Genomic DNA, 23,512 nt, shown 5'->3' on the forward strand with positions numbered 1-23,512 from the left:
ACGCTAAGTCCTTGCTAGCTGTAGCTGACTAAATTAAACGAAAGCGACTCCACTTCTTCCATAAAATCCTCACCGCACTCTAATGCTACTTCATTTTCTTCATGATATCGCCAATCTACAGCAATAGAAGCCCCTGAGCTTGCGGCTGTATCAAGCAATTCAAACAGCTCCATAAAAACTTTTGAACTTGAACTGTTAAAATACAAAATATCCATTGAAAACTTGATCGCTTTTCCTTGGGCATCTGCAAGATACTGTTTAAGCCAAGAAAACACTGGTCCGTAAAAAGACAAGCTGTTTTCCGGATATGACTCACCCGCTATCTCATGCGTATGTGTTGCCGGATTTAAATTGATCCTTGGTGTAGATTTGGTTGCTTCAACTACAAATTGATCCATTGTAAAACTCCTATGCTTTTACTTTCATGGAAAAAAATGAACACATCTCATCCAAAGGTTCGATAGAAAACGCCAGCGGAGCACGTGCCTTACGCGCCATTTCTATAAAACCGAGTCCTGCACCTTTTGAGTCAGCATCAGGCCCCTGCTTGCGCATTCTTTTGTAATACTGTTTTAACTCCTCAGGAGGCATTTGCTGAACCTGCTCAATTTTATGCGCTAACTTCTGCGTCTGTGATGCATGAATTCTGTTGCCACAGGATATATAGTATCCGCCCTCATCATCCTGCCCGACAATAATTTGCCCCCATGCGGTCTCTGCTCCGCGTTCATCACTCAAAACTCTATCTGCTGAATACCGTATAATATTCTGCATTTGTTCGATCAAAATCGTGAACACACGCTGGATTGCCCCTAGGCCTACTTCTTCATGCCGTAACTTTGTTCTAATAGCGTCACCGACTCCCTCGACTACGCTTTGCGATACAGGCCCATTAAAATAGAACACGACTCCGCTATCTTCTAAGAAATGCTGCTTCTGACTTGAAAAATCCACCAACTCCCTCCCGGGAAAACGATTTAAACATGATGTGTTGCCTCACCAACGTCAGCACCCCACTTAAGCACTCCTCTGTACCACTTTTCGCAGCACGAGTTTTTTGCACTTATCTAACCAACCAAAACAACTGTTTGTTTTTCGATGTCTAGATATTGAAATTGATTATCACTGTCAACCAAACAGGCAACACCTACCATTTTTTATTTTGCAACCCAACACAAAAGAGTGGGAAAAATTTATATTTTCCGAATTATTAGGATAAAAATGTTATATTTTTATCCTCCGCTAACACCCCGAGTGGTCTTGCATATCATCTAGCAAATAAAGCTTTCGTTCTTTCTAGTTCCCAAAATAGCTCACAGGTCATCCAATTAGTTTCCACCCTTTACAGGGCATTTTGGAAGAAACAATCCTTTATTTTCGGTGCATTGACAAAATAGTTTAACAGCTTTACCAATTAGACATGCAACATACATCTGATTCTATCCAAAATCTGACACAAAGGCTCATGCGAATCATCAATAAGCACAGCCGGATTGAAAAACTCCCAATTCACTTTGGAGAGCATTTTGACCTGACAGCAAAGGAAGTCCATTGCATACAAGCAGTAGGACTGAAGCGGGGGTGTAATATAAAACAACTCGGAGAAATACTGGGTGTTACGAAAAGTGCAGCATCCCAGATGATCGGAAAGTTGGAAAAGAAGGGAGTCTTAAAGAAAGGTAAAGCTCCGGACAGTTATAAAGAATTAGAGATCACTTTAACTGACTCCGGTTGGAAAGCTTTTGAGGCTCATAAAGAATTTCACGAGAGGCATCTACTAACCCTGAAAGAAAAACTTGGAGACTTTTCTGATCCCCAGATTGCTATGGCTGGAGCCATTCTTTCAGTTGTAGAAAACGTTGTGGATGAGAGAATGGAAGAACTTTTTGGCGAACGCTCTGCAATTAAATAGTTTAGCTTCTAAACTATTTTCGTACGATTCTCGCCGTCGATGCTAAAAAAGCTGTCCCATTCTTTCCGAATCTGCCCCTCAAACCAGATAAGGAGCACGTATGATTACCGTCTTAAATTTGTATTCATCATTAAACGGGCAAACGCGTAAGGTTGCATTAGAGGTCGAGAAGGCTTGTCTCGAGGCGGGATGCTCTGTCACTACAGTTAACGCACGTGATCAGCATAACACGTTAGACCTACTCGAATATGATATGACCTTTGCCGGTTCCGGTGTGTACACGTGGCTTCCAGATAAAAACATGCTCAGCTTCATCGACAGGCAACTTGCGGAAGCGCGAAAACATAACTTGATTCATCCAAACTCACCGAGAGTTTCAGGAAAACATGTCTGCGTTTATTGCACATACGGCGGCCCACACACTGGTGAAGCAGAAGCAATACCTGCGGTAAAATATATGGGGCAACTATTTGACCACTTGGGTATTACAATTGCTGACGAATGGTGCATCCCCGGAGCTTTTGTTCCTGAAAAAATGCACATATTTAATACACAAGGGCGGTTAGGCAATATTGAAGGTCGTCCAAACAATGACGATCTCAAAAAAATCTACGAACAAACAATCAGACTGATTTCGTCACTTGATTTTTCTTAGCCAGACTAAAAAGGCAGGCGAACAGTAGCTGTTAACAAGAAAAAACAAAAAAAGCCGCTACAAAGAATATATTCTTCATAACGGCTTTTTTTGTTCTGGTACCCGGGGCCGGACTTGAACCGGCACGTCCTTGCGGACGAGAGATTTTAAGTCTCTTGTGTCTACCAATTCCACCACCCGGGCACAGAAAAGGTGAAGACTTCTATACCGCTAAGCGGGATGTCGTCAACCAGAATATGCATTTTTTTTATTTTTTCTTTCTACACGCATGTTCCAGACGAAATATCGATGCCCGCCTCTTTCCAGCCACCATTTGCGAACTGGTACAATGAGGAGCTTTCTAAGTTTTTCTGAATAGCATACAGGCGCGCTATTGTTTGAACTGGAAAAAATGGCACCACAGCGTCACAGATACCATGCAACAAGCTTTCGTCATAGTCACTTAGAACAAATTGGATGCGCAACCCGTCATCAAGAGCAAAAAAATCAAGATGCTCTGCACCCTGCGCATGCAATGCTTCTGTCAGCTGCTCTTTAAGTTCTTCCTCACACTCTATTAACTCTGCGTAACTTAATTCTGGATTGTATTGAACATAGCCTAAAACTTCGCAATCAAATGTTGCCATCTGTGACTCCTGCTTTGTGAAATACCAAAAACATACAAGCCATCACATGCACGTTATGTCAACCGTCAACAATACCCGCAGCTATTTCGACCCTAAAAATAGTAGAGCAAACTACATTACAAAAAATCCCTGCATTCAGATTGAATGCAGGGATTGTTACTTCTAACTAATATTATCTCATTTCACTGATAAGCGCATTAAGCCGCTCTGCAAGACTTGCAAGCTCTGTTACAGCACTTGCAGACTGCGTCATTGCCTGTGACGTTTCAAAAGAAATTTTATTAATCTCTTCTGTTGCACGAGAAACTTCTTCTGCGGCAGCAGATTGTTCCTCAGCTGCAGTCGCAATCACACGCACCTGATCGGCAGAGTCATTTGCATACGACAGAATACTTGAAAGAAGTTCTCCTGAGCGCTGAGCTTGAGCAGTACTCGTTTCCACAGCCTTAACCGTACGCTGAGCTTCTTCCATATTCTGCTGTGTCACCTGTTGGATCGACGTAATTGCAGAACCAACCTGATCGGTAGCATTCATTGTATTTTCTGCAAGTTTGCGTACTTCATCCGCAACGACAGCAAAACCACGTCCAGCGTCCCCAGCTCTTGCTGCTTCAATTGCAGCGTTTAATGCCAACAAGTTTGTCTGGTCTGCTATGTCGTTAATCACATTCATAACATCACCGATTGATGACACTTGTGTGGTCAATTCGTTCATGCTTTCTGTCAATTCATGAGAAATGGACTCAACAGCACTGATCGTATCCAGTACATCCTGAACCGCAGCAGCACCGTCCTGTGCCGTTGCACGAGTCTGCTCTGAGTTTTCAGCAGCATGCGACGCATTTTGAGCAACTTCAAGAACTGTCGCGTTCATCTGTTCCATTGACGTTGCTGTCTCTGAAGCGCGCTCACGCTGAACATCAGCACCTTTACTGGATTGTTCGATCTGAGCAGAGAGTTCTTCAGCAGCAGAGGAAAGCTGACTGCTGATATCCACTGCGTTTTCAGCAAGATCACGCATTTTACGCTGTGCTTTGGTAATATCAGTCTGGTCTACAATGATCTTCAGTGCACCGACAACTTCATTTTCCACGCGAATCGGAATTGCAGAGAAACTTGCGTGCGAGCCTTCGCCATCAATGACCATATCAGCTTCAGAAACTTCACGCTCACCACTCTCAATTGTACGATCACAAACGCAACGTTCTGTTCGGCAATCGGTTGAGTGCATTGTATCAAAACACTTATTGCCAGCTACTTTTTCAGGATTGATATCTGCCCCAACATGGACACCATACTGGTTCATAAACAGAATATTAGAGTTGGTATCAACAGACATCAATACCACCGGCATAGCATCAAGAAACTCAACAAAAAGGTCACACAGCGCGTTTGTATTGTGAATCAACTGATTGTAGCCGCCATTAAATTGAGATGCATCTGCACGCTCCCTCAAATTACCGCGACTTACCGCTTCGCTGACAACTTCTACGGTTCCAGTAACGTCTTTTAACGTTGCCGGAATAGCACGTGAAGCAGCAGCAAGTTGCCCAATCTCATCTTCTTGATCAATATTCAAAGATGCTTCAAAGTTTCCTCGAGCAATCTGCTTTGAAAACTCTACAACACGGCCTAACGGTTTCGTAATACTTATCGCAATGAGGTATGCAAAAATGGCCACAAGCAAGCCAATACCTAAGGACATTATCCAAATGTCCTGCTTCAATGCCCCTACCGGAGTCGTGACTTCTGCCTGATCAATTTCAGCGATAAGTGCCCATTTAGCAGAGCCGAACTCTACCGGAGTAAAAGCGGAAAGTACGGTAGCACCGTTATATCCGACAACCTCAAGAGTTCCACTTTTACCTGCCAATGCAAGCTTCGTAGCCTCGGTATCAACGCCATTTGTTTCTACAGATCCAGCAAAAGAGGCAGAAACATTTCGCGTTTGAGGATCTAAGAATGTTTTTGAGCGCATAAGATTGTCACTGCCAACAAGATAACACTGTCCTGTTTTCCCCATGCCTGCGCGCTGTTCCATTATGCTATTAATGGAATCCAGTGACATTTGGAGAGCGACAACAAATTCAATCTCACCATTATGCATAATCGGCTGAGCCAAAAATGCATACGGCAACCCCTTATTTGGCGCATATGGAGCAAAATCACTGATCACAGTCTGACCAGACTCCATCACATTTTTAAAAACTTCACCAAACTTTGTATTTGAAAATTCTCCAGTACGGATATTGGTATGATAGTCTGCTTCCTGCTGCACACTGTAAAACACATACCCATCTTTCTGAATCAGGAACAAGTCAGCAAAACCACTTTCTGCTGCAAAATCCTTAAACAAGCTTGAGCCGTCTTTTTCTTCATTGGCTAACACTTCTTCAAGATTAATCTTAACAACTACAGCCCAGTTTACTCCTGTAATATGCAATGGCTGAGCAAGCACCATACAAAGAGTTCCTACACTGTCGATAAAAAGTCCCTGTACCGGTTTGCCAGTTTCTTTTACCGTTTTAAGATAATCTGTTGAAATAAATGTTCCAACGCCAAACGCACCATCCCCAAGAGTTACAAGGGTACTACGTAATGACGAACGTTTTCCATCAAGAGAAATAAAGTAGGTTTCACCTGTAGTGCCAAGACCTGTTCTATCGTGCGTAATAAGGTTCATAGCTGCTTCAGGAATCGCTACTGCGATGTATCCTGTGAACTGGCTTCTTGCGTCGATAAGACGTGTCAGAATAAATGACACAGGACGTTCACCTGCGGGAGTGTAAATTTCGTAATCTACAAATTTACTTCTGTGAGACTTGGCCTTCATTTCCGCAAAAGCTTTTCCAAGCCCTGATCTCTTCAAGCGACCTGTCGCCAGGTTCTCCCCAAGGTCACGGTTCTTCTTGGCCGTATAAACAATCTCTCCTTGAGGATTGATAAGCAGGACATCACTCCAGCCGTTCTTACTGCACAGGTTTCGCATACGCCAACCTGAAGAAGAATCGAGCCTTTGCCAAGATTCAGTGTTTTGAGCTCCAGCTTTGGAAAGTGCTGAAAATTCATACGTGATTTTATTAAGGTCAGTGTCACGACCAAGCAACGTTACTTTTGAAGCCTGTTCAATAAAGTAAGATTCAATTTCTTTTTGCTTCTGCATTTGAATAATATGCATTTTATCAAAAGCAGATTTTTTCAAATGACCGACTGTCCCTACAAGACCACGTAGTGAACTTTTCCAGTCTTCTTGAATTTTCAGTACATCATGTTTTTTTGAATTTTTTACTGTTTCAAGCTGAGCATAAGCTTGTTGCATTAATGCATCAGACGCAGTGTTACTTGAAACTAGACCAATAACAATGAGCGGTAGAAGCCCAACAGCAAGGAAATATCCAATAAGTTTCGGCTTCATTGAAACATTAGATAACAAATTCATTGTACCCCCAAAGTTTGTATGAATGAATTAATGTAAAGCGTATAAAAGTATCGGCGTATTAGCGTAAAAAATAAGTGTTTTACTTTTTATATGTCATTATTCACTTACATCATTTTAACTTTTTTTATCAATGTGCGATTATGCACACATTGCCATATCACTACCTAAGCTCGATATTTAAAATTTATTCATTTAACACAACACATTACTATGACACTATAGAAAAGACAGCCCCCTTATGTGACAACACACTACCTTTTTCTTCACTAGCCCTGTGAATAGCCATCTGGTAAACAACCTTTCATGGCATCTGTAGAAAAAAACACATCCCCAAACGGTAAACTTGTTGTTCTTGGTTTAGACGGCCTCCCGCTATCCCTCGCAAAAAAGCTGGCAGCCTCAGGACGCTTTCCATCTCTTGCACGCCTCACAGGACAAGCAACAGAACTTCAGGCTGAGTTACCGGAATTATCCCCTGTAAACTGGACCAGCTTTTACACAGCTGCTGGCCCCGGCGAGCATGGAGTATACGGTTTTACCCGAATCCATAGCCGCGACTACACCATGGGGCTTTGTAACTTTGAACAGCCACAGCACCCGACTATATTTGATCGATTAGCCGAAAAGGGGCTACACTCCCGCAGTATTAATCTGCCCAACACGTATCCTGCACGGCGTATTAACGGAATGCTCATCTCCGGCTTTGTGGCCGAAGAACTTTCACAGGCCGTATTTCCCAAATTTCTTCAGAATATGCTTGGTGCTGATTTTTTACTTGAAGCCGACACCACCAAAGGCGCGGCAGATCCTGCTTATCTGCTTGACCAACTTCGCAAAACGCTGGTCTCTCGCAGAAAAGCCTTTTCTTTGCTTTGGAAAGACGGCGCATGGGATCTCTTTATCTTTGTTCTTACAGAAACAGACAGACTCTTTCATTTTTTCTATGATGCCGTTGAGGAAAAAGAACATCCGTGGCACGAGGAATGCCTGCTGCTTCTTGAGGAATGGGATGGACTGATTGGAGAAGTTCTAGATGCGTTTGAGGCATTACCAGAGCCAAAGCGACTACTCTCGCTGGCAGACCATGGATTTACTCGACTCATCACAGAAGTAGATCTACACGCCTTGCTTCGCGAAATGGATTTATTCAGAACACTTCTGCCACCGGAAGCATGCAACGAACTTGATCCACAACAAATTTCCCCCGCAAGCAAAGCATTCGCGCTTGATCCGGGACGAATATATATCCACACTGCAAGCCGATTTGCCCGCGGAACAGTTGCAGATTCCGATGTTCCTGCGCTAGAACAACGTATTGTTGAACGGCTCATGTCCGTTACCTATAATGGTCGCCATGTGTTCAAAAAAATACATAAGGGTAACGAGCTGTACACGGGAAAAATGGCACAGTTTGCACCAAACCTTGTCTGCGAACCAGTTGCTGGATTCGACCTAAAAGCGAAATTTAACAGACGGGAACCATTTGGATTTTTTGGGCGCACCGGCACACACACAGTTCAAGATACATTTTTCTACGACAGCCACGGCACTACCCCGCAGCGGGTACGAGATGTGGGAACAGAGATTTTACGCCACTTTCATCTTTCAGAAAGATAGCCTACGGGTGGCTTTTAGATAGCATGCTCTTTTAGTAATACATACGACCTTCAATCTTCAGCCCCAATCCAACCATACATAGTTTTTTGGGAAAATTCTGAAGAAAAACCCTTTTGCCCAAAGGGTTTCCTTTACCGTAAGAGGCGAGAACCGACCTCCGGCAGCAAAAGGCAAACCCGCATGAAATCATGATCGACTACAAAAACGAATTGAACCCTGCCCAATATGAAGCGGCAACGACTCTTGAAGGCCCTATGCTTGTTATTGCGGGTGCCGGTTCCGGTAAAACCCGTACACTGGTATACCGACTTGCAAACATGATTGAGCAAGGTGTATCGCCTCACGAAATTTTGCTGCTTACTTTTACCCGTAAGGCATCGCAAGAAATGCTCCAGCGTGCCACAGAACTGCTCGGACACTCTGTCGGCAACATCACCGGCGGCACATTCCACGCTTTTGCCTACTCTGTGTTGCGGCAGAATCCACCGGAAGAGTATGAAGGCTCTCTTTCTATCATGGATTCTGCTGATGCTAACGGCGCGCTCAAGTACTGCAAAGACACTCTTGCAATCGGCAAAGGGGACAAGTCGTTTCCAAAAATTCAAACGGTCATGGGCATGCTTTCCAAAAGCCGTAACAAAGAAATGGATCTTCACGACATTCTTCGTCGCGAAGCATTCCACCTCGCAGCTTACCGTGACGATATAGCTAACATAGGTTCTGAATACGAACAGTACAAAGCACAGCATGGTCTTCTCGATTACGATGACCTGCTCTTTAAGCTTGAACAGCTGCTGACCGTAAATAAGGAAGTTCGTGAGTACTACCAGCAGCGCTTCAAATACATCATGGTTGATGAATATCAGGATACAAACCTTGTTCAGGCTCGAATTGTCCGTCTTCTTGCCGGTGGGCACGGCAACGTTATGGCAGTCGGTGATGATGCTCAGTCTATCTATGCATTCCGCGGCGCAAACGTGCAGAACATTCTCGACTTCCCAAAACTTTTCCCGGGCTGCAAAATGGTTAAGCTGGAAGAAAACTATCGTTCCATCCAGCCAATTCTTGATTTGACGAACTCCATTCTTGCAGAAGCACCACAGGCGTTTCAAAAAAATCTGTTCTCAAACAAAAAAGACGGTCGTAAGCCTGAAGTACTTATCCCTCTTTCTGACCTGACACAGGCTAAAATGGTCGTGGATAAAATTGGCAAGCTGCGCAAGAAGTACAAAAATAAAGAAATTGCTGTCCTCTTCCGCGCTGGTTACCAATCCTATCATGTTGAGATGCAGCTGAATAAATTGGGACTGAAATTCCGCAAGTACGGCGGCCTTAAGTACTCTGATGCTGCTCATGTAAAAGATGTTATGAGCTACGTGCGTCTGCTGATGAATCCGCTGGATCTTCCTGCTTTTAATCGCCTTACAGCCAACATCAAAGGTGTAGGTCCAAAAACCTCACTCCGTATCTATGAGGCTACACAAGCAGAAGATCCCTCAAAGCTGCAAAAAGCGCTTGTCCGCTACCCTGAGCTTCGAGAAGATCTTGACCTTATTGACTCATTACGCCGTCAACGCCTTGAACCTGTTGAGCTGCTCGAAGAAGTTCTCGCTCATTATAAGCCGAAGCTTAAAACCATATACCCTGACGATTATCCACGCCGTGAACATGGTCTTGAGCAGCTTGTACAGATTGCGTCCGGCTATTCCGATATAGACCTGTTCCTTTCTGACCTTTCTCTGGAAGATCCTACCCAGAAAAAGGATGAGGAAGATGAAGATCTCGTAACTCTTTCCACTATCCATTCTGCAAAAGGTCTGGAGTGGGATGCTGTACTCATAATCGATCTGGTTGAGGACCGCTTCCCGTCTCGTCATGCTGTGCAAAAAGCTGACGAGTTCGAAGAAGAACGCCGTCTCATGTATGTTGCGTGTACCCGTGCCAGAAAATACCTTGGACTCTTTGTACCTTCCTCTTTGTACGCACGCGGTACCGGAGGCAACGAACCGGCTATCCCAAGTCCTTTTGTACGCGATATCCCCGGTTCCATGTACGAAGAATGGCGTGAAAACTACTCCGGTACTGTTACCCAAACCGCACGTCCGACGAGCACCCCGCCTCACAGAGCGCCTAAACAAAACGGAAAAGCTGCACCAAAACCAACAGCAAGCGCATCTTCAAGCACCTCTGTCGGTGGCGGAAAACTTGGGCATTGCACACATAAAATTTTCGGTCGCGGAAAAATCATTCAGCACCTGCCACCTGATAAATACCGTGTAAACTTCCCCGGCTTCGGACTTAAAGTCATCATGGAAGCCTACCTCGTTATGGAAGACTAATCCAAAATCCATGACGATTAACGGCAAACACGCTATATTCAGGGACTGCAACCTACTGTCGTCCCCAACTTTCAGGAGCTTTTTCCATGACGCACAAAAAACTCTCTTCAGAAGTCGCATTTTTAGATTGTATTGATCGGCATTTTCCAAACAACCATGCCCACCTTATTGTAGGCAGAGGAGACGACTGCGCGGTTCTTTCATGCCCTGAGCGAATCTGCCTGTCTTCTGACTTATTTCTTGAAGACATCCATTTCCGTGAACAGTACTTTGCTCCGGCAGATATCGGATACAAAGCACTGGCAGTAAGCCTCAGCGATATCGCTGCCTCCGGTGCAACTCCACTCGGATTTTCTCTCGATCTCATGATCCCCGAAGGGCGCAATCAAATATATTGGGATGAATTTTTCGGTGGTATGGCCGGACTGGCAAAGCAGTTCAATGTGCCTCTGGCAGGCGGTGATCTTTCCAAATCTCCAATTCTTGGCACTTCTGTCACAATATGGGGAGCACCAACCCGCACAGCAGGCGGCACACCTGTCTTTTTAAGCCGCACAGGCTGTTCTGAAGGAGATATTATCTTTTTAGTAGGAACGCTGGGACTTGCCCGAACAGGACTCAGTACGCTGGAAAGCATCGGACGCAATGCAGTTGACGAATACCCTGCTGCAACCAAAGCACATTTACGCCCTGTGCCACAGATTGAAGCCGGACAAATTCTTTCTGCTTACAGCGGCGTGACCTTAATGGACTTATCCGACGGTCTCGCACGCGACATTCCACGCCTGCTGGGAGAAAAAACAGCAGCCTCAGCCGACAAACCATCTACCAAAGGTGCCAGCATCACTATCACCACCGATATGTTGCATACAGAACAACTTTCATACGCACTGGAAAAAGATCTCGATCCTATTTTCGAAGCATTTAAAGGTGGCGAAGATTATGCGTTACTGGGAACATGTCCTGCTTCCATATTTGCAGAACTGGGTGTAAAACTTCCACAAATACAAAAACTTGGCATAGTAACCGGAAACGGAAATATTGTTCTTAACGGACAGACCGTTACCGAGCACGGTTTCGACCATTTCGCTTAAGACAATCCGAGCTTCTTGCACAACGGTATAGTTGCTGTACTAGACTCAATCTTTGGAACTCTCCTCGCTCACACTATGCATAATTCTTTTGGTGAATAGGAAAATACTATGACAGCTGAAGTTCACTTTATCGGCAACGTCCGTACCCAGTTTAACGACCTTGATGCATGCCCCAAACAAGGGAATGAAGGCGGGAAAGAAGCATGGGTTGAGTTGAAACCGGAATACGCTGAAGGACTGTCTGAAATATATGTAGGACAGAGCCTCGACCTGCTCACATGGTTTCATAAAGCAGACAGGGAGACCATGACGGTTCATCCTAGAGGTGACCGTTCACGTCCTAAACGCGGGGTATTTGCTACTCGCTCACCAGCCCGTCCTAACCCAATCGGTGTTCACACTGTAACCGTACTGGAAATTTCCGGTAATAAATTACGGGTTGAGCCACTTGAAGCGTTAGACAAAACACCTCTTATCGACATCAAAAAGACACCGACGCCAAGTACCATGATTACTCCTCATGGCATTCGTCGTGAAGATATTGAAGTCATCACCTCTGTATGCAGCAGAGCATGGAGCAGAAGACTCTTTTCCGGCTTCAACGGCAATGCTTCCATCAGACTTGGTGATGCATGCCTCATGACAGCCACAGGGTCAGCGAAAGGGTGTCTTGAACCAAAAGATTTTGTTCTGGTTGATATTGCCAGCGGTGATATTCTTGCGGGCAGCAAACCTTCTTCTGAAGGCGAAATGCATCTCGAAATCTATCGCAACCAGCCAAAAGCTCGTGCCATTCTTCATACACACCCGCCTAAAATTCTGGCGCTGGGAGTGCTTGTTGAACCAGCTAAAATGCTGAAGCTTCCAATTTTTGAAACTGAGCTTATCGGCTCTCGCATGACAACTGCACCGGCATTTGAACCGGGGACTGTTGAACTGGCTAAGGCAACAGGACAAGCCGCAATCACTCACGATGCTGTGTACATGGAAAAACACGGTCTCGTCTGTTGGGCAGATACATTAAGCCATGCTCTCTCCCTAAGTGAAGAACTGGAACATTTGGCATCTATCCACGTAGATGTTGCTCGATAGTACTCGTACAATATCCAAAAGCACCCCCTTTTCGAGTTTTGGAGGATCAGGAAACAGCTCCAATAGCCAAAATTCAGGGAAAATTTTCTGAAGCCACCAGAATCATTACAAAGCAATAGAGAGCACAAAAAGTAAAAAAGCGCCGTATTCCCTATGTTTTGTACCCTCAAGGTGTTGCCACCGGTTAAATTATTAGTTAGGCATACAATTTACAAATTTGGAAATCCTTCCCGAAACATTATAACAAAGACTACCAAAGGGACTTAAATGACAGACTTTACCCCTGACTTTGCGAAAACAGGTGGTCTTGTTCCCGCTATCGCTCAAGATGCAGCGACCGGCGAAGTGCTCATGATGGCCTATATGAATGAAGAAGCTTGGAACAGGACTCTTGAAACGGGCGAAGCCCATTACTTTAGCCGCAGCCGTAACGCGCTTTGGCATAAAGGCAAAACGTCAGGACATACCCAGCATATCAAGGCCGTGCGCCTTGACTGCGACAGCGATACTATTCTGCTGATCGTAGAGCAAAAAGGCGGCGCGGCCTGCCATAAAGGGTATAAAAGCTGTTTTTATCGCGAACGTAACAATGAAGGCGACATCTCAATCTGCTCGCCGTTAGTTTTCGACCCTAAGGAGGTCTACTCATAATGTCTTCTACCAATCCTATTATCAAACTCGGTCTGCCTAAAGGCTCTCTTGAAAAACCAACCCTCAGCCTCTTCGAGCGTTCCGGTTGGAAAATTCACCAGCACCACAGAAACTACTTTCCGGAAATCAATGATCCGGAAATTACCGCGCGTCTTTGCCGCGTTCAGGAAATCCCTTCGTACATTGAAGACGGAATCCTTGACGTAGGTCTTACTGGTAAAGACTGGCTGCTGGAAACAGGTGCTGATGTTAAAGTTGTTTCAGACCTTGTATACTCTAAGGTTTCCAACCGCCCTGCCCGCTGGGTGCTTGCTGTAGCTGGCGACTCTCCGTACAAACGTCCGGAAGATCTCGCAGGCAAACGCATTGCAACCGAACTGCTCGGCGTTACGAAAAAATATTTTGAAGATGCTAACATCGACGTAGATGTTCAGTACTCATGGGGTGCAACAGAAGCAAAAGTAGTTGAAGGACTCGCTGATGCTATTGTTGAAGTAACCGAAACAGGTACTACCATCCGTGCACACGGCCTGCGTATTATCGCAGAAGTACTTGTTACCAACACCCAGCTTGTAACCAGTGAAGCAGCATGGGCTGATCCTGAAAAACGCCGCAAAATCGAACAGATTGATCTGCTGCTTCAGGGTGCTCTGCGTGCAGAATCACTTGTCGGCCTCAAAATGAACGTACCAAGTGACAAGCTTCCTGAAATTCTGAATGAAATTCCATCACTGAACTCCCCGACCATTGCAGAGCTTAAAGATACTGCATGGCACTCTGTTGAAATCGTGGTGGATCAAGGTCTTGTTCGTGACCTTATCCCGCGCCTGAAAGCAGAAGGTGCGGAAGGCATTATCGAATACGCACTGAACAAAGTTATCTAGCCTGTTCATCGAACATGATACGTCCGCAACAGTTGCGGCATGTGTGCGCTAAATCCGACACTGCGTTAAAACACACATGAAAAAGCGTATCGACGAGATATGACATAAAAAGGGTGAGTTGATTACAATCAACTCACCCTTTTCTTTTCACTCAAGATCGGTCGCAACGGCGAAACTATTTGCCTTCTATATTCAAATAAAGTTGCGTCGGTACATTTTTGTCCGTCAATGGAGTTTGCACACCACGACGACTCTTTCTGTTCACCAGAATCGGGCCGGAAAGGTTCAACGCAGTGTTTTCCGGTCTTCCATGAGGTATGGTCACTGTTACCAACACGGCGACATCAGCCGGATCATCAACCTGCAAGGTTTCTTCATCCACTGAGTTAATGACAACAGGATAGTCATCAATAAAGCTGTATGGGTCTGCCACAAGGAAGCCCAGGTTAGGGGCGTCCATACTTTGCAGAACAAGAAATGGTGACGCATCCCGAAGCTGTAACAACGTAAAGCTGTGATGATCTTCAAAACCCAACAGTCCACGGGGAAACTCAATGACTTTGTCCATAGAGATACTCTGTGTACCAATTCGGGTTTCGATTACTATTTCTTTTTGCTTTTCCATAATTCTGTAGCCATTAAAAAGTCTGTGTCGAGCGTTTCACTTGCCTGACGGTTCTGTTCTTTAATTCGCAAATAAACTTCTTCGCGGTATACCGGCATTCCATCCGGTATATCCAATCCAATTTTTACCTGCTTTCCTTGTACACTGAGGACTGTGACCTTTATGTTGTCCCCTATGCACAAGCTCTCCCCCGCGCGTCGGGTCAGTATAAGCATAGGCGTCACTACTCTTGCTGAGGTTTATGACAAAAACCTGCTGTCGCAGGAACAACTGCGACAAACGGCATCCGCCATTTCACAGTGTTTTCAACTTAGTTAGGCATCCCCGCAATTACCTGCATCATATCTTCCGCAGAAGTAATAAGCTTTGCTGCCGCCTTGTAGGAATGCTGGAATCTCGTCATTTCGGAAATATCAGCATCCAAATTACTGCCGTGTATTGTGGCATTCTGACGAGAAAGGTCAAGTAGCAGGGCTTCATTAAATTGCGTTTTGTATAATGCCTTCGTTGCATCATCTTTTGCCTGAGCACTCAACGTAGAATAGTACTCACGGGCACTCACTGTTTTTGTTGCTTCTCCAGGTGTGCTGAACGAGAATGAAGCCTCTTTCAACGCACCAATGGATCGTGCAGTATCATTACTTTCTACTGCAACAGAACCTGCGTTGTTTACAACACCTGCGTTAATTGCAGCTGCATCTTCACGAACTCGCTCATGCACTTCCATATTCTTTGCAGATGTTCCTGCAAAAAAAGTATTCATCCCTAAAGCGGCAAACAAGTGAGAGCTGTCTTCACCAAAAGAAAGCGTATGATTCTCTGCAGCAGTAATGTGCAACGTATTGTTTTCAACAGTCGCAGATCCAAACTGTCCCAGAGAACTGTTAATAGCATCACGCACGTTGTTCAAAGAATGAACAGTCGGATCAAAATCACGGACATACGGCGCGACACCAGAAAAATCTATTATTCCGTAAGCGGTTGTCGGTGCAGGCTTACCTGTTTCCGCGTTTGTAGCAAACAACGTCATCTTACCGGCAGATACGCTTGTAGCGGTTGCAAGCCCGGAACTGTTGCCTGCTAACGGCACATCAGCATTTACTACACTGTTTGTAGCGCTGATTTCGGAATGAACTGCGGTTGAAGCACCTTGTGCATGCACCGCATTCACTGCTGTAATAATGGTAGACGCAAGGTCATCCAGCTTCTCGGCATAATTACCAAGCTTATTGTCACGCAGCTGCATCAATCCGGCAATCTGCCCACCGGTAATGCGTAGCTCGTTATCGCTTCCGTCAAAAAAGGTCTGCGGTGTTAAGTTAACACGCCCCTGAGGGGTAAATCCGGTTACATGCTGTTTAGGGATTATCGCAAACGTGTCCCCTGCTGCCAGCAAGCCGGAGTTAGCATTAAAAGTCACTGCCAGCTTCTGTACAGATGGAGCTGTACCATTTGAGGCTACGGCAAATTGTAAATCATTACCTTCAGCATCCGACAACCATGAACGCTTGCCATCAAGCGATGCTCTGAAGCGAACATCTCCCGTTCCGACAGCTCCCCCTTGAGTGATCTCAAGAACAACTTCGCGGGAAGATCTGCCTTCAAAACTGACAGTACCATCAAAACTTGATGCCGGAGTCAGGCGGGAAGTGATGGAGGGTTCGCTCAACTGTAACGTATATGCAGATGTTGCATCCACCAACGTGAATCCGGAACGAGTGGAAACCTGCATCTGCTCACGGGTATTAATACTGGTCTCAATGTCCAGTTTTTCTGAAATAGCATGGACAATCGCGTTCCGCTCTTGAATAAGATCACTGCGTGCACCAACACTTTCTGGAGATGCCAAACGCGCATTTACATCCACGAGAGCCTGCAATTTATCGTTAAGCTCTACGAGAGATTCCTGAACGCCTTCAGCCAGAGCCTGAGATGTTGAATCCAGCATTTCCCGCTGGCCTCGTAACATCTGAACCAACGAATCCGCGCCATCCAGTACACTTTGTCTGGATTCTTCATCCTGCGGCTTCATGCTCAGTATTTTCCAGTTATCAAAAAAATGGCTGATCGTATCTTGTGACCCCAGAACTTCTTCTGTGGCGAACATGGAATCAATATTCAGTAACATCTCATGTTGGCTGTCCCAGCGCGCAAAGTCGGATGTTCGAGCCACCTTCTGCTGCTCAACCTGCTCAACAAAACGGGATACCACCTCGTTACCAGTCGTACTGATATTCATAAGACCCGGCAGATAATAGATACCGGTGCTTTGACCAGACTGGTCGGCAGGCACAATATTTCCAGTATTACGAACCGGAATATTGCTATCAGTAAGCTTTATATCCTTAGGAGGAGTGTAGACGGTATTTCCGCCTAAATTAAGTAACGAGGTTATAGCCATTTACAGTCTCCCGTGTATCAGTACGGCCTCCGGACGACTTTGCGTGTATGCTCCGGTTCTTCCGTAGGTAGCGTTGTTGCGTGGTTGAATTTGACTTTGCAGGTGGTTAAGCAGTGCCTGACTCTGGTCATGCAGAGCCATTGCCAGTTCAGCATTCATTGATGCCTGTCGGGAACAGCGCTTTTCCAACACATCTATGCGCTGAAGCAGAGCATTCAGTTCTACCTGCTCTTCTTCCGCAAGAATCTGGATAACATCAGCCAGACGTTGCCCCCCCAAAGATTCTTTCAACGTAGTACGCTCATTTGCAATCTGACGCATGAGTTCATGGATCGAAAACTCAAGAGCGGTAATAGATTCCGGTTTGCGCTCGCGTAACTCGGCAAACTCTTCCGCAAGTAATGTCTCAAGCACCTCAAGTGCTTTTTCCTGACGATGTAAATTCTGGTAGGTTTCGGTGTACATGGTATCTCCTTTACGTTACCCGTCCGATGGGAAGCCCCGCCATCAGGCGAGATCTGATCTGTTGAGGGTTCCATGCAAGTTCGCCCTGTCGCACTTCAAAGTGCAAATGAGGCCCTGTGGAACGTCCTGTACTACCTACTTCAGCAATTTTCCTGCCAGCCGTGATCGTTTCTCCGACTTTTACATCCAATTTGCTGTTGTGACCGTAATAACTGCGCCATCCATTAGGGTGTTCCAGAACTACCAGTTTGCCGTATCCTTTTTTTTCACCGGAAAAGATGACCTTGCCATCCCACGCTGCCGCAACGGAATCACCGGTCTTTCCGGCAATATCCACTCCGCTGTGCCACGCTTTCTTTCCAGTAAAAGGATCCTTTCTCCAACCGAAGTTAGAAGAGATAGGCCCGGGAAGCGGCCAGTTTATCGTCGCCATATCAGGACTAGGCTCAAGCGGCCCGCCCATACCGATAATTTGTGATGCTCCATTTGAAGCATCTACTCGCACCGGTGTTACCAAATCCTCTTCCACCGCCTGCGGCACGCTCTTCACAGGCTCTGCCATTGCCTGTAATGCCGGATCATCTTCCGGAGGATCAGCAACCACACGATCAGGATTTGCTATAAATTCCATTTCTAACTGACGCCCCAGCTCTTCCACATTTTCTTTCACATCCTTATCAGTCATCACCTGTAAGTTTGTGTTGATCACACGGGTTGCTGTTGTATCAGTTTCCATTTCCTGTTCTTCCATAGGAGAATAAAGATCATCTGGAGGAACAGTACTTACTTCTTTTGCCTGTGCCGCATGAGCCTTAACTCTCGCAAACACATCTGAAGAAGAAAGATCACGGAGAGCAACTGTGCCCCCCTTACTGTTTGTATCGCGGCTTGCATCGCCCAGCTTATCTGAAAGCTGTCTGTACAACATATCTGCCAGACCGATACCTCCTGACTGGGACATCTTGGTAGACAGCTCCTGATCAAGCATACTCTGCCACATCTTTTCCTCACGGCTTTTAAACATACCGCTTTTAGGAACAGTGTTACGCATCTGCTGCCACATTTTCTGAATGAATATTGATTCAAACCCTTCAACAGCTTCACGCAGCTTTGCATTATCAGCCACACCGCCCTTTTTCAGGGCGGTGAGCTGTTTTGATTTTGCTTTAAGCTGCTGTGCGCCGATAGAAGCATTCAGCATTTCAGAATCTACAGGAGCTACCATGTTAGATGACCTCCAGTTCCGCATGCAGCGCACCGGCTGCTTTCAGAGCATTGAGGATTGAGATGAGATCACGCGGTGTCGCGCCAATTGCATTCAAACCGTCTGTAAGTTCCTGAAGTGTTGCGCCTTCCATAAGGACAAGACGCTTGTTCTCTTCTTTTACTTTTACGTTTGTCTGCGGTGTAGTGACTGTTTTACCTTCGGAGAACGGATTAGGCTGTGAAACCTTCTCGTCTTCCTGAACAACAACCTGCAAGGAACCATGAGCGATAGCTACTGGTGAAATCCGTACATTCGCGCCGACAACAACGGTACCTGTATTTTCATCTACAACAACGCGTGCTTTTTGATCCGGTGTTACTTCAATGTTCTCAATGGCTGCCATCAGCGGTACAATATTGTTTCTGTACTGCGGGGGAACATCCAATGTGATTGTGGAAATATCTCTAGCAAACGCAAAGTTGCCGCCAATTGCTCTATTCAGGCTTTGTACCACCTGATTTGTTGTCGAAAAATCACCGTTATGCATGTTCAGGGTCAAACTTTCCTGACTGTTAAACTCAAACGGAACAGAACGTTCAACGTTCATACCGTTAGGGATACGTCCAACAGTGGTAATGTTTTTCTGCACCTTGGCGGCCTTACCTTCAGCAGAAAATCCACCAATGGCGACAGGGCCCTGTGCAAGGCCATAGACCTGCCCATCAATACCTTTCAACGGTGTCATAAGAAGAACACCGCCCAAAAGACTTTTAGCATCACCAAGACTGGAAACGGTAACGTCTATACGGGAACCCGGCTTTGCAGAAACAGGCAACTTGGCGGTTACCATAACTGCTGCGATGTTTTTAGACTTAATGTCATTAGGGCTTACGCTGACACCCATTTTTTCCAGCATGTTAACAACTGCACGTGTGGTAAACGTAGAAGATGTACTATCCCCTGTGCCGCTGAGACCTGAAATAAGACCGTACCCGACAAGTTGGTTATCACGTACGCCGCCAAAATCGGCGATATCTTTAATGCGCACTGCTCCGGCAGTTTGCGGAAGCGCTGCTGCCGCAAAAAATGCAAAAACTAACAGTACTGCGATGTGTTGAATGCGTTTCATACTTTTCTACCTATCCTAGAACGGCCACACGGTATCCATAAGGCGTGTAATCCAACCTGGCTTCTGCTTGTCTGCAATAACACCTTCACCGAAGTATTTAATACGGGCATTCGCAACCTGACTGGAAAGAATGCTGTTGTTATCTGCAATATCTCTGGCGCGGATTAAGCCGGTGAGCATCAAGTATTGCGTTTCACTGTTAACCTGTGTCTCGCGAACACCTTCAATCTGAAGCAGACCTCCGGGGCTTACTCGGAGTACGCGGCATGCAACGGTTGCAGTAAACTTGTTCTCACGGTTTGTTTCACCCTCACCGTTAAATTTGGTTTTGGCACTCGCCTTCACCATCGGATTCGATATCGAACCGAGCAATGGAAGTGACGACTTGCCAAGAAACGCATCAACACCAAGGTCAATAGAAGAATCTTTGTCGCTTGTTGTATCTGCCTTATTCTGGGCGCTTGCATTTTCAACAATGTTCACCATTACGATATCACCAACGCGACGAGCACGGTTATCTGCAAACAGAAAATCTGCATTGGTCGGCTGGAAAAGTGACCCCGGATTAGCTCTGGCCATCTCTGGAGTGAGCATTTGCGGCGGCTCAGCAACCGGCATGGATGGAACCGGCTTTTCTTTGGCAGCCTGACACCCCGTCAACATGAGTGCTGCCAGAATGATGACAGTGTAAAAACGAACATTCATGGAATACCTCGTACTCAAAAAACTGTGTTTATCCGCTATCCTCAAGGGTTTTAGCGATTTCTTTCAATAACTACCGTGCTGTCATCCAGCACTGTTGCGTAAACTTGTCTTTTACTTTGCAAATTGCGAACCGGAATGATGTCTCCGATGCGTCCGTCCTCCATTGCTTTTGCAACAACAGTCAGACGAATTGCTGACCCCTTGAAAATCAGATCAACGCGAGAGCCTTTTGAGATAACAGGAACAGTTTCCAAGTCACCCTCAAAAATAGGTGTTCCAGCCCCGAGAGTTCTCATAACACGGTAAGGACCGCCTCTGCCGTCCCACGGTTCACCTCTCAAGTACGCTAGGTTTTTACGCTCATGCGTGATTTTGTCCGGTGTAAGCAGATCATTTCTATTGATCGGAGTTCCGGCGCAAGGAATAGTCACCCATAAATCCAAAAAGGCGCCACCTGTTACACGACGAACAATCTGACCGTTGGGGTCTATTTCTCTAAATCGGATACCGATTCTTCCTGCCTGTACGGTGCGGAGTGGTTCGATATCGAGCCGGTTTTTTGAATCACGAAGAAAAATAAAATTCGGAATTGTCATATCGCGCAGAACGGCCTCGCCATCCAATTGCTGTGTCGCATTACTGACGGTACGCGTGACCATTTGTGAAAGCGTGTTTTTCTGCACCACCTTGCCTCCACGCTGAATAGCGATAGAACTAGGTAGAATCGCCTTACTTGCCAACCCGCCACCAAGGTACTGCTGCAAAGCATTTCGCAACTTAGGACGAGTAATAGCCATCGGACGTCCGTATTTACGTGGTGCAGGCCAAAGTTTTATCTTGGAAAAATTCTCCCAAGATTTGTCCGCTATGTCTCCTGACGGCTTGGCAATATCCCCAAGCAAAACAATATCATCATGGACAACAGCAGCCGGAAGCACTGTAAAATGCCACCGCGCTTCTGAAGCGGAAGCACTTGTAGCAACTGCGAGCAAACACACGACTGACATGCAGAGTGCCGCCCGCTTCATAAACATGACAAATAAAGAACGCATACGCATATTCCGAAGGTTATACGTTAGCTTTTGAGCTGTGCTGCTAACTGCAACATAGAGTCAGAAGTCTGAATTGCTTTTGAGTTCATTTCGTAGGCGCGCTGACCAACAATCATGTTTACCATTTCGTCTACGATCTCAACGTTGGACATTTCAAGAAAGCCCTGTGCAAGAGTGCCTGTTCCATCTTCGCCCGGAACACCTTCAACCGCTTCGCCGGAAGCTTCTGTCTGTGAATAGATGTTTCGACCAAGAGGATCGAGACCGGCTGGGTTGATAAAGGTATAGAGAGGAACATCCGCACCTGCTAACTCATTACCCTGAGCATCGATTGCTGCTAAACGACCGTTTGCAGAAAGAGTTACACTCTTTGCATCAGCAGGCACGATAAATTCCGGCTGAAGCTTATATCCGTTGGAAGTTACGATTGTGCCGTCTTTATCTAATTTAAAAGCACCGGCGCGGGTGTAACGAAGCTCACCGTTCACTTCCACCTGAAAGAAACCGTCACCTTCGATTGCAAAGTCCAATTGGTTTGTTGTGTTCTGGAAATCACCCTGAGTAAAAAACTTATGGGCACTTGCAGGGCGAACACCCATACCAACCTGAACTGGAGTCGGCACCTGTCCACCATCAGCTGTCGGGGAACCAGCAATCTTCATGGACTGGTACATAAGATCTTCAAACTCTGCGCGGCTTTTTTTAAAGCCGATGGTATTCACGTTCGCAAGGTTGTTGGAAATGGTATCAATATTCAACTGCTGGGCATACATGCCGGAAGCAGAAGTCCAAAGGGAACGCATCATAACTACTATCCTCCGTAGGACTACGCGCTGGATTTACCCAGACGTTGTGTTGAGTTTTTGTCCAGCTCACTGCTGGTTTTCATAATTTTTGTATATGCTTCGAACTGACGGTGTGCTTCAATCATGTTCACCATTTCTGAAACAACCTCGACGTTCGCAGACTCTAAAGCACCCTGTTGCAGCTCCGCCTGTGCAGCAGGCTGTTCAACAATGTCAGATCCGTCACGAACCCTGAACATATTCTGTCCAAGCTTCTCCAACCCGCGTAAATCTTCAAAGGTAACAAGCTGAAGCTGACCGACCTGAACATTGTTTGCGTACAGTTCGCCGCGCTTGCCTACAATCACGTTTGCATTTCTAGGGAGTGTGATCGGTCCACCGTCACCAAGAACAGGATAGCCTCTGTCTGTTACTAAGGTTCCGTCAGCGCTTTGACGGAACTTTCCATTACGGGTCAAATAATCACCGTCAGGAGTTTGGATTTTAAAGAAGCCTTCTCCGTGAATTGCCACGTCCAGCGGGCCTCCGGTCAACTTTACAGCGCCCGGAGTAAAGTCTGTTTGGGCAAGAGCAATACGCGGTCTCGCCATCAATTTAGGGTCTGGAAACAGCTTTTCTGAACGAACATTTGCTACAGGTTCCATGATTTGATCATGGGCAAACTTGACGAAGGTATCCTTGAAAGCAAGGGTGTCACGCTTGTAGCCTGTTGTATTTATGTTAGCCAAATTGTTACTGATGTTATTAAGGCGGTGTTCATTTGTAAGAGCACCGAACAAGGCGCTATACACACTGCTTTGCATGACTCATCCT

22 protein-coding genes and 1 tRNA gene are annotated in these 23,512 nt (G+C 45.9%); 8 read left to right on the forward strand and 15 right to left on the reverse strand.

Annotation, left to right across the window (positions count from 1 at the left end; all coding sequences use genetic code 11):
- Window positions 1–14: 14 nt before the first annotated feature.
- Both QZY95_RS00215 and QZY95_RS00220 read right to left on the reverse strand, forming a co-directional pair.
- Window positions 15–398 carry a DUF1987 domain-containing protein gene (locus QZY95_RS00215; RefSeq protein ID WP_290917699.1) on the reverse strand — a complete coding sequence of 128 codons (384 nt, stop codon included), beginning with the start codon at window positions 396–398 and terminating at the stop codon, window positions 15–17.
- 10 nt (window positions 399–408) lie between these two features.
- Complete coding sequence (locus QZY95_RS00220; RefSeq protein WP_290917702.1) at window positions 409–954, reverse strand: SiaB family protein kinase; 546 nt, start codon at window positions 952–954, stop codon at window positions 409–411.
- A gap of 466 nt (window positions 955–1,420) precedes the next feature.
- On the opposite strand from QZY95_RS00220, the gene QZY95_RS00225 reads away from it, so the two are divergent.
- Both QZY95_RS00225 and QZY95_RS00230 read left to right on the forward strand, forming a co-directional pair.
- A complete protein-coding gene (locus tag QZY95_RS00225) occupies window positions 1,421–1,912 on the forward strand; it encodes a MarR family transcriptional regulator (protein ID WP_290917704.1) in 492 nt (163 codons plus the stop codon).
- 100 nt (window positions 1,913–2,012) lie between these two features.
- Window positions 2,013–2,567 (forward strand): flavodoxin domain-containing protein, encoded by a 555-nt coding sequence (locus QZY95_RS00230; protein WP_290917707.1) that lies wholly within the window; start codon window positions 2,013–2,015, stop codon window positions 2,565–2,567.
- Window positions 2,568–2,663: 96 nt separating this feature from the next.
- Here QZY95_RS00230 and QZY95_RS00235 read toward each other — a convergent pair.
- The 3 genes from QZY95_RS00235 to QZY95_RS00245 form a co-directional block, all read right to left on the reverse strand.
- Window positions 2,664–2,750, reverse strand: a tRNA-Leu gene (locus QZY95_RS00235).
- Window positions 2,751–2,827: 77 nt separating this feature from the next.
- Window positions 2,828–3,193, reverse strand: coding sequence for a hypothetical protein (locus QZY95_RS00240; RefSeq protein WP_290917709.1), 366 nt, complete (start codon window positions 3,191–3,193; stop codon window positions 2,828–2,830).
- Between the two features lie 172 nt (window positions 3,194–3,365).
- Window positions 3,366–6,632, reverse strand: a complete 3,267-nt coding sequence (locus QZY95_RS00245; protein ID WP_290917712.1) for a methyl-accepting chemotaxis protein — start codon at window positions 6,630–6,632, stop codon at window positions 3,366–3,368.
- Between the two features lie 303 nt (window positions 6,633–6,935).
- On the opposite strand from QZY95_RS00245, the gene QZY95_RS00250 reads away from it, so the two are divergent.
- The 6 genes from QZY95_RS00250 (at window position 6,936) to hisG (ending at window position 14,309) form a co-directional block, all read left to right on the forward strand.
- Window positions 6,936–8,249, forward strand: coding sequence for an alkaline phosphatase family protein (locus QZY95_RS00250; RefSeq protein ID WP_290917716.1), 1,314 nt, complete (start codon window positions 6,936–6,938; stop codon window positions 8,247–8,249).
- Between the two features lie 188 nt (window positions 8,250–8,437).
- On the forward strand, window positions 8,438–10,588 hold the full coding sequence (locus QZY95_RS00255) for an ATP-dependent helicase (protein WP_290917719.1): 2,151 nt from the start codon (window positions 8,438–8,440) through the stop codon (window positions 10,586–10,588).
- 86 nt (window positions 10,589–10,674) lie between these two features.
- Window positions 10,675–11,682 carry a thiamine-phosphate kinase gene (gene thiL / locus QZY95_RS00260; RefSeq protein ID WP_290917722.1) on the forward strand — a complete coding sequence of 336 codons (1,008 nt, stop codon included), beginning with the start codon at window positions 10,675–10,677 and terminating at the stop codon, window positions 11,680–11,682.
- 108 nt (window positions 11,683–11,790) lie between these two features.
- Window positions 11,791–12,774, forward strand: coding sequence for a tRNA (N6-threonylcarbamoyladenosine(37)-N6)-methyltransferase TrmO (gene tsaA / locus QZY95_RS00265; protein WP_290917726.1), 984 nt, complete (start codon window positions 11,791–11,793; stop codon window positions 12,772–12,774).
- Window positions 12,775–13,041: 267 nt separating this feature from the next.
- On the forward strand, window positions 13,042–13,425 hold the full coding sequence (gene hisI / locus QZY95_RS00270; protein ID WP_290917729.1) for a phosphoribosyl-AMP cyclohydrolase: 384 nt from the start codon (window positions 13,042–13,044) through the stop codon (window positions 13,423–13,425).
- The gene (hisG, locus tag QZY95_RS00275) at window positions 13,425–14,309 is read left to right on the forward strand and encodes an ATP phosphoribosyltransferase (protein ID WP_290917733.1); all 885 of its coding nucleotides are present in this window, start codon (window positions 13,425–13,427) and stop codon (window positions 14,307–14,309) included. The genes hisI and hisG overlap by 1 nt, the downstream gene beginning before the upstream one ends.
- Before the next feature lie 175 nt (window positions 14,310–14,484).
- Here the strand turns inward: hisG and fliW are convergent, their stop codons facing one another.
- The 10 genes from fliW to flgF form a co-directional block, all read right to left on the reverse strand.
- Window positions 14,485–14,934, reverse strand: a complete 450-nt coding sequence (fliW, locus tag QZY95_RS00280) for a flagellar assembly protein FliW (protein WP_290917735.1) — start codon at window positions 14,932–14,934, stop codon at window positions 14,485–14,487.
- On the reverse strand, window positions 14,913–15,149 hold the full coding sequence (gene csrA / locus QZY95_RS00285) for a carbon storage regulator CsrA (protein WP_066854570.1): 237 nt from the start codon (window positions 15,147–15,149) through the stop codon (window positions 14,913–14,915). Before csrA ends, fliW begins: the two co-directional genes overlap by 22 nt.
- Window positions 15,150–15,244: 95 nt before the next feature.
- Window positions 15,245–17,335, reverse strand: coding sequence for a flagellar basal body rod C-terminal domain-containing protein (locus tag QZY95_RS00290; protein ID WP_290917744.1), 2,091 nt, complete (start codon window positions 17,333–17,335; stop codon window positions 15,245–15,247).
- A complete protein-coding gene (locus tag QZY95_RS00295; protein WP_290917747.1) occupies window positions 17,336–17,800 on the reverse strand; it encodes a flagellar protein FlgN in 465 nt (154 codons plus the stop codon).
- A gap of 10 nt (window positions 17,801–17,810) precedes the next feature.
- Window positions 17,811–19,025, reverse strand: coding sequence for a peptidoglycan DD-metalloendopeptidase family protein (locus QZY95_RS00300; protein WP_290917750.1), 1,215 nt, complete (start codon window positions 19,023–19,025; stop codon window positions 17,811–17,813).
- 1 nt (window position 19,026) lies between these two features.
- Entirely contained in the window at window positions 19,027–20,136 is a 1,110-nt protein-coding gene (locus QZY95_RS00305) for a flagellar basal body P-ring protein FlgI (RefSeq protein ID WP_290917753.1), read from the reverse strand.
- Between the two features lie 15 nt (window positions 20,137–20,151).
- Entirely contained in the window at window positions 20,152–20,841 is a 690-nt protein-coding gene (locus tag QZY95_RS00310; RefSeq protein WP_290917756.1) for a flagellar basal body L-ring protein FlgH, read from the reverse strand.
- 50 nt (window positions 20,842–20,891) lie between these two features.
- Entirely contained in the window at window positions 20,892–21,893 is a 1,002-nt protein-coding gene (gene flgA / locus QZY95_RS00315; RefSeq protein WP_290917759.1) for a flagellar basal body P-ring formation chaperone FlgA, read from the reverse strand.
- 23 nt (window positions 21,894–21,916) lie between these two features.
- Window positions 21,917–22,699 (reverse strand): flagellar basal-body rod protein FlgG, encoded by a 783-nt coding sequence (flgG, locus tag QZY95_RS00320; protein ID WP_290917762.1) that lies wholly within the window; start codon window positions 22,697–22,699, stop codon window positions 21,917–21,919.
- A 20-nt stretch (window positions 22,700–22,719) separates the two neighbouring features.
- Window positions 22,720–23,502, reverse strand: a complete 783-nt coding sequence (gene flgF / locus QZY95_RS00325) for a flagellar basal-body rod protein FlgF (protein ID WP_290917765.1) — start codon at window positions 23,500–23,502, stop codon at window positions 22,720–22,722.
- Window positions 23,503–23,512 lie beyond the last annotated feature (10 nt).

Source organism: Halodesulfovibrio sp., assembly GCF_015482765.1.
GTDB lineage: Bacteria > Desulfobacterota > Desulfovibrionia > Desulfovibrionales > Desulfovibrionaceae > Halodesulfovibrio.

Bases quoted from the DNA above. Each gene is read 5' to 3' on its own strand.
- QZY95_RS00215 (WP_290917699.1), bottom strand. From the start codon at position 398: ATGGATCAATTTGTAGTTGAAGCAACCAAATCTACACCAAGGATCAAT.
- QZY95_RS00225 (WP_290917704.1), top strand. From the start codon at position 1,421: ATGCAACATACATCTGATTCTATCCAAAATCTGACACAAAGGCTCATG.
- QZY95_RS00230 (WP_290917707.1), top strand. From the start codon at position 2,013: ATGATTACCGTCTTAAATTTGTATTCATCATTAAACGGGCAAACGCGT.
- QZY95_RS00240 (WP_290917709.1), bottom strand. From the start codon at position 3,193: ATGGCAACATTTGATTGCGAAGTTTTAGGCTATGTTCAATACAATCCA.
- QZY95_RS00245 (WP_290917712.1), bottom strand. From the start codon at position 6,632: ATGAATTTGTTATCTAATGTTTCAATGAAGCCGAAACTTATTGGATAT.
- QZY95_RS00250 (WP_290917716.1), top strand. From the start codon at position 6,936: ATGGCATCTGTAGAAAAAAACACATCCCCAAACGGTAAACTTGTTGTT.
- QZY95_RS00255 (WP_290917719.1), top strand. From the start codon at position 8,438: ATGATCGACTACAAAAACGAATTGAACCCTGCCCAATATGAAGCGGCA.
- thiL (WP_290917722.1), top strand. From the start codon at position 10,675: ATGACGCACAAAAAACTCTCTTCAGAAGTCGCATTTTTAGATTGTATT.
- tsaA (WP_290917726.1), top strand. From the start codon at position 11,791: ATGACAGCTGAAGTTCACTTTATCGGCAACGTCCGTACCCAGTTTAAC.
- hisI (WP_290917729.1), top strand. From the start codon at position 13,042: ATGACAGACTTTACCCCTGACTTTGCGAAAACAGGTGGTCTTGTTCCC.
- hisG (WP_290917733.1), top strand. From the start codon at position 13,425: ATGTCTTCTACCAATCCTATTATCAAACTCGGTCTGCCTAAAGGCTCT.
- fliW (WP_290917735.1), bottom strand. From the start codon at position 14,934: ATGGAAAAGCAAAAAGAAATAGTAATCGAAACCCGAATTGGTACACAG.
- csrA (WP_066854570.1), bottom strand. From the start codon at position 15,149: ATGCTTATACTGACCCGACGCGCGGGGGAGAGCTTGTGCATAGGGGAC.
- QZY95_RS00290 (WP_290917744.1), bottom strand. From the start codon at position 17,335: ATGGCTATAACCTCGTTACTTAATTTAGGCGGAAATACCGTCTACACT.
- QZY95_RS00295 (WP_290917747.1), bottom strand. From the start codon at position 17,800: ATGTACACCGAAACCTACCAGAATTTACATCGTCAGGAAAAAGCACTT.
- QZY95_RS00300 (WP_290917750.1), bottom strand. From the start codon at position 19,025: ATGGTAGCTCCTGTAGATTCTGAAATGCTGAATGCTTCTATCGGCGCA.
- QZY95_RS00305 (WP_290917753.1), bottom strand. From the start codon at position 20,136: ATGAAACGCATTCAACACATCGCAGTACTGTTAGTTTTTGCATTTTTT.
- QZY95_RS00310 (WP_290917756.1), bottom strand. From the start codon at position 20,841: ATGAATGTTCGTTTTTACACTGTCATCATTCTGGCAGCACTCATGTTG.
- flgA (WP_290917759.1), bottom strand. From the start codon at position 21,893: ATGCGTTCTTTATTTGTCATGTTTATGAAGCGGGCGGCACTCTGCATG.
- flgG (WP_290917762.1), bottom strand. From the start codon at position 22,699: ATGATGCGTTCCCTTTGGACTTCTGCTTCCGGCATGTATGCCCAGCAG.
- flgF (WP_290917765.1), bottom strand. From the start codon at position 23,502: ATGCAAAGCAGTGTGTATAGCGCCTTGTTCGGTGCTCTTACAAATGAA.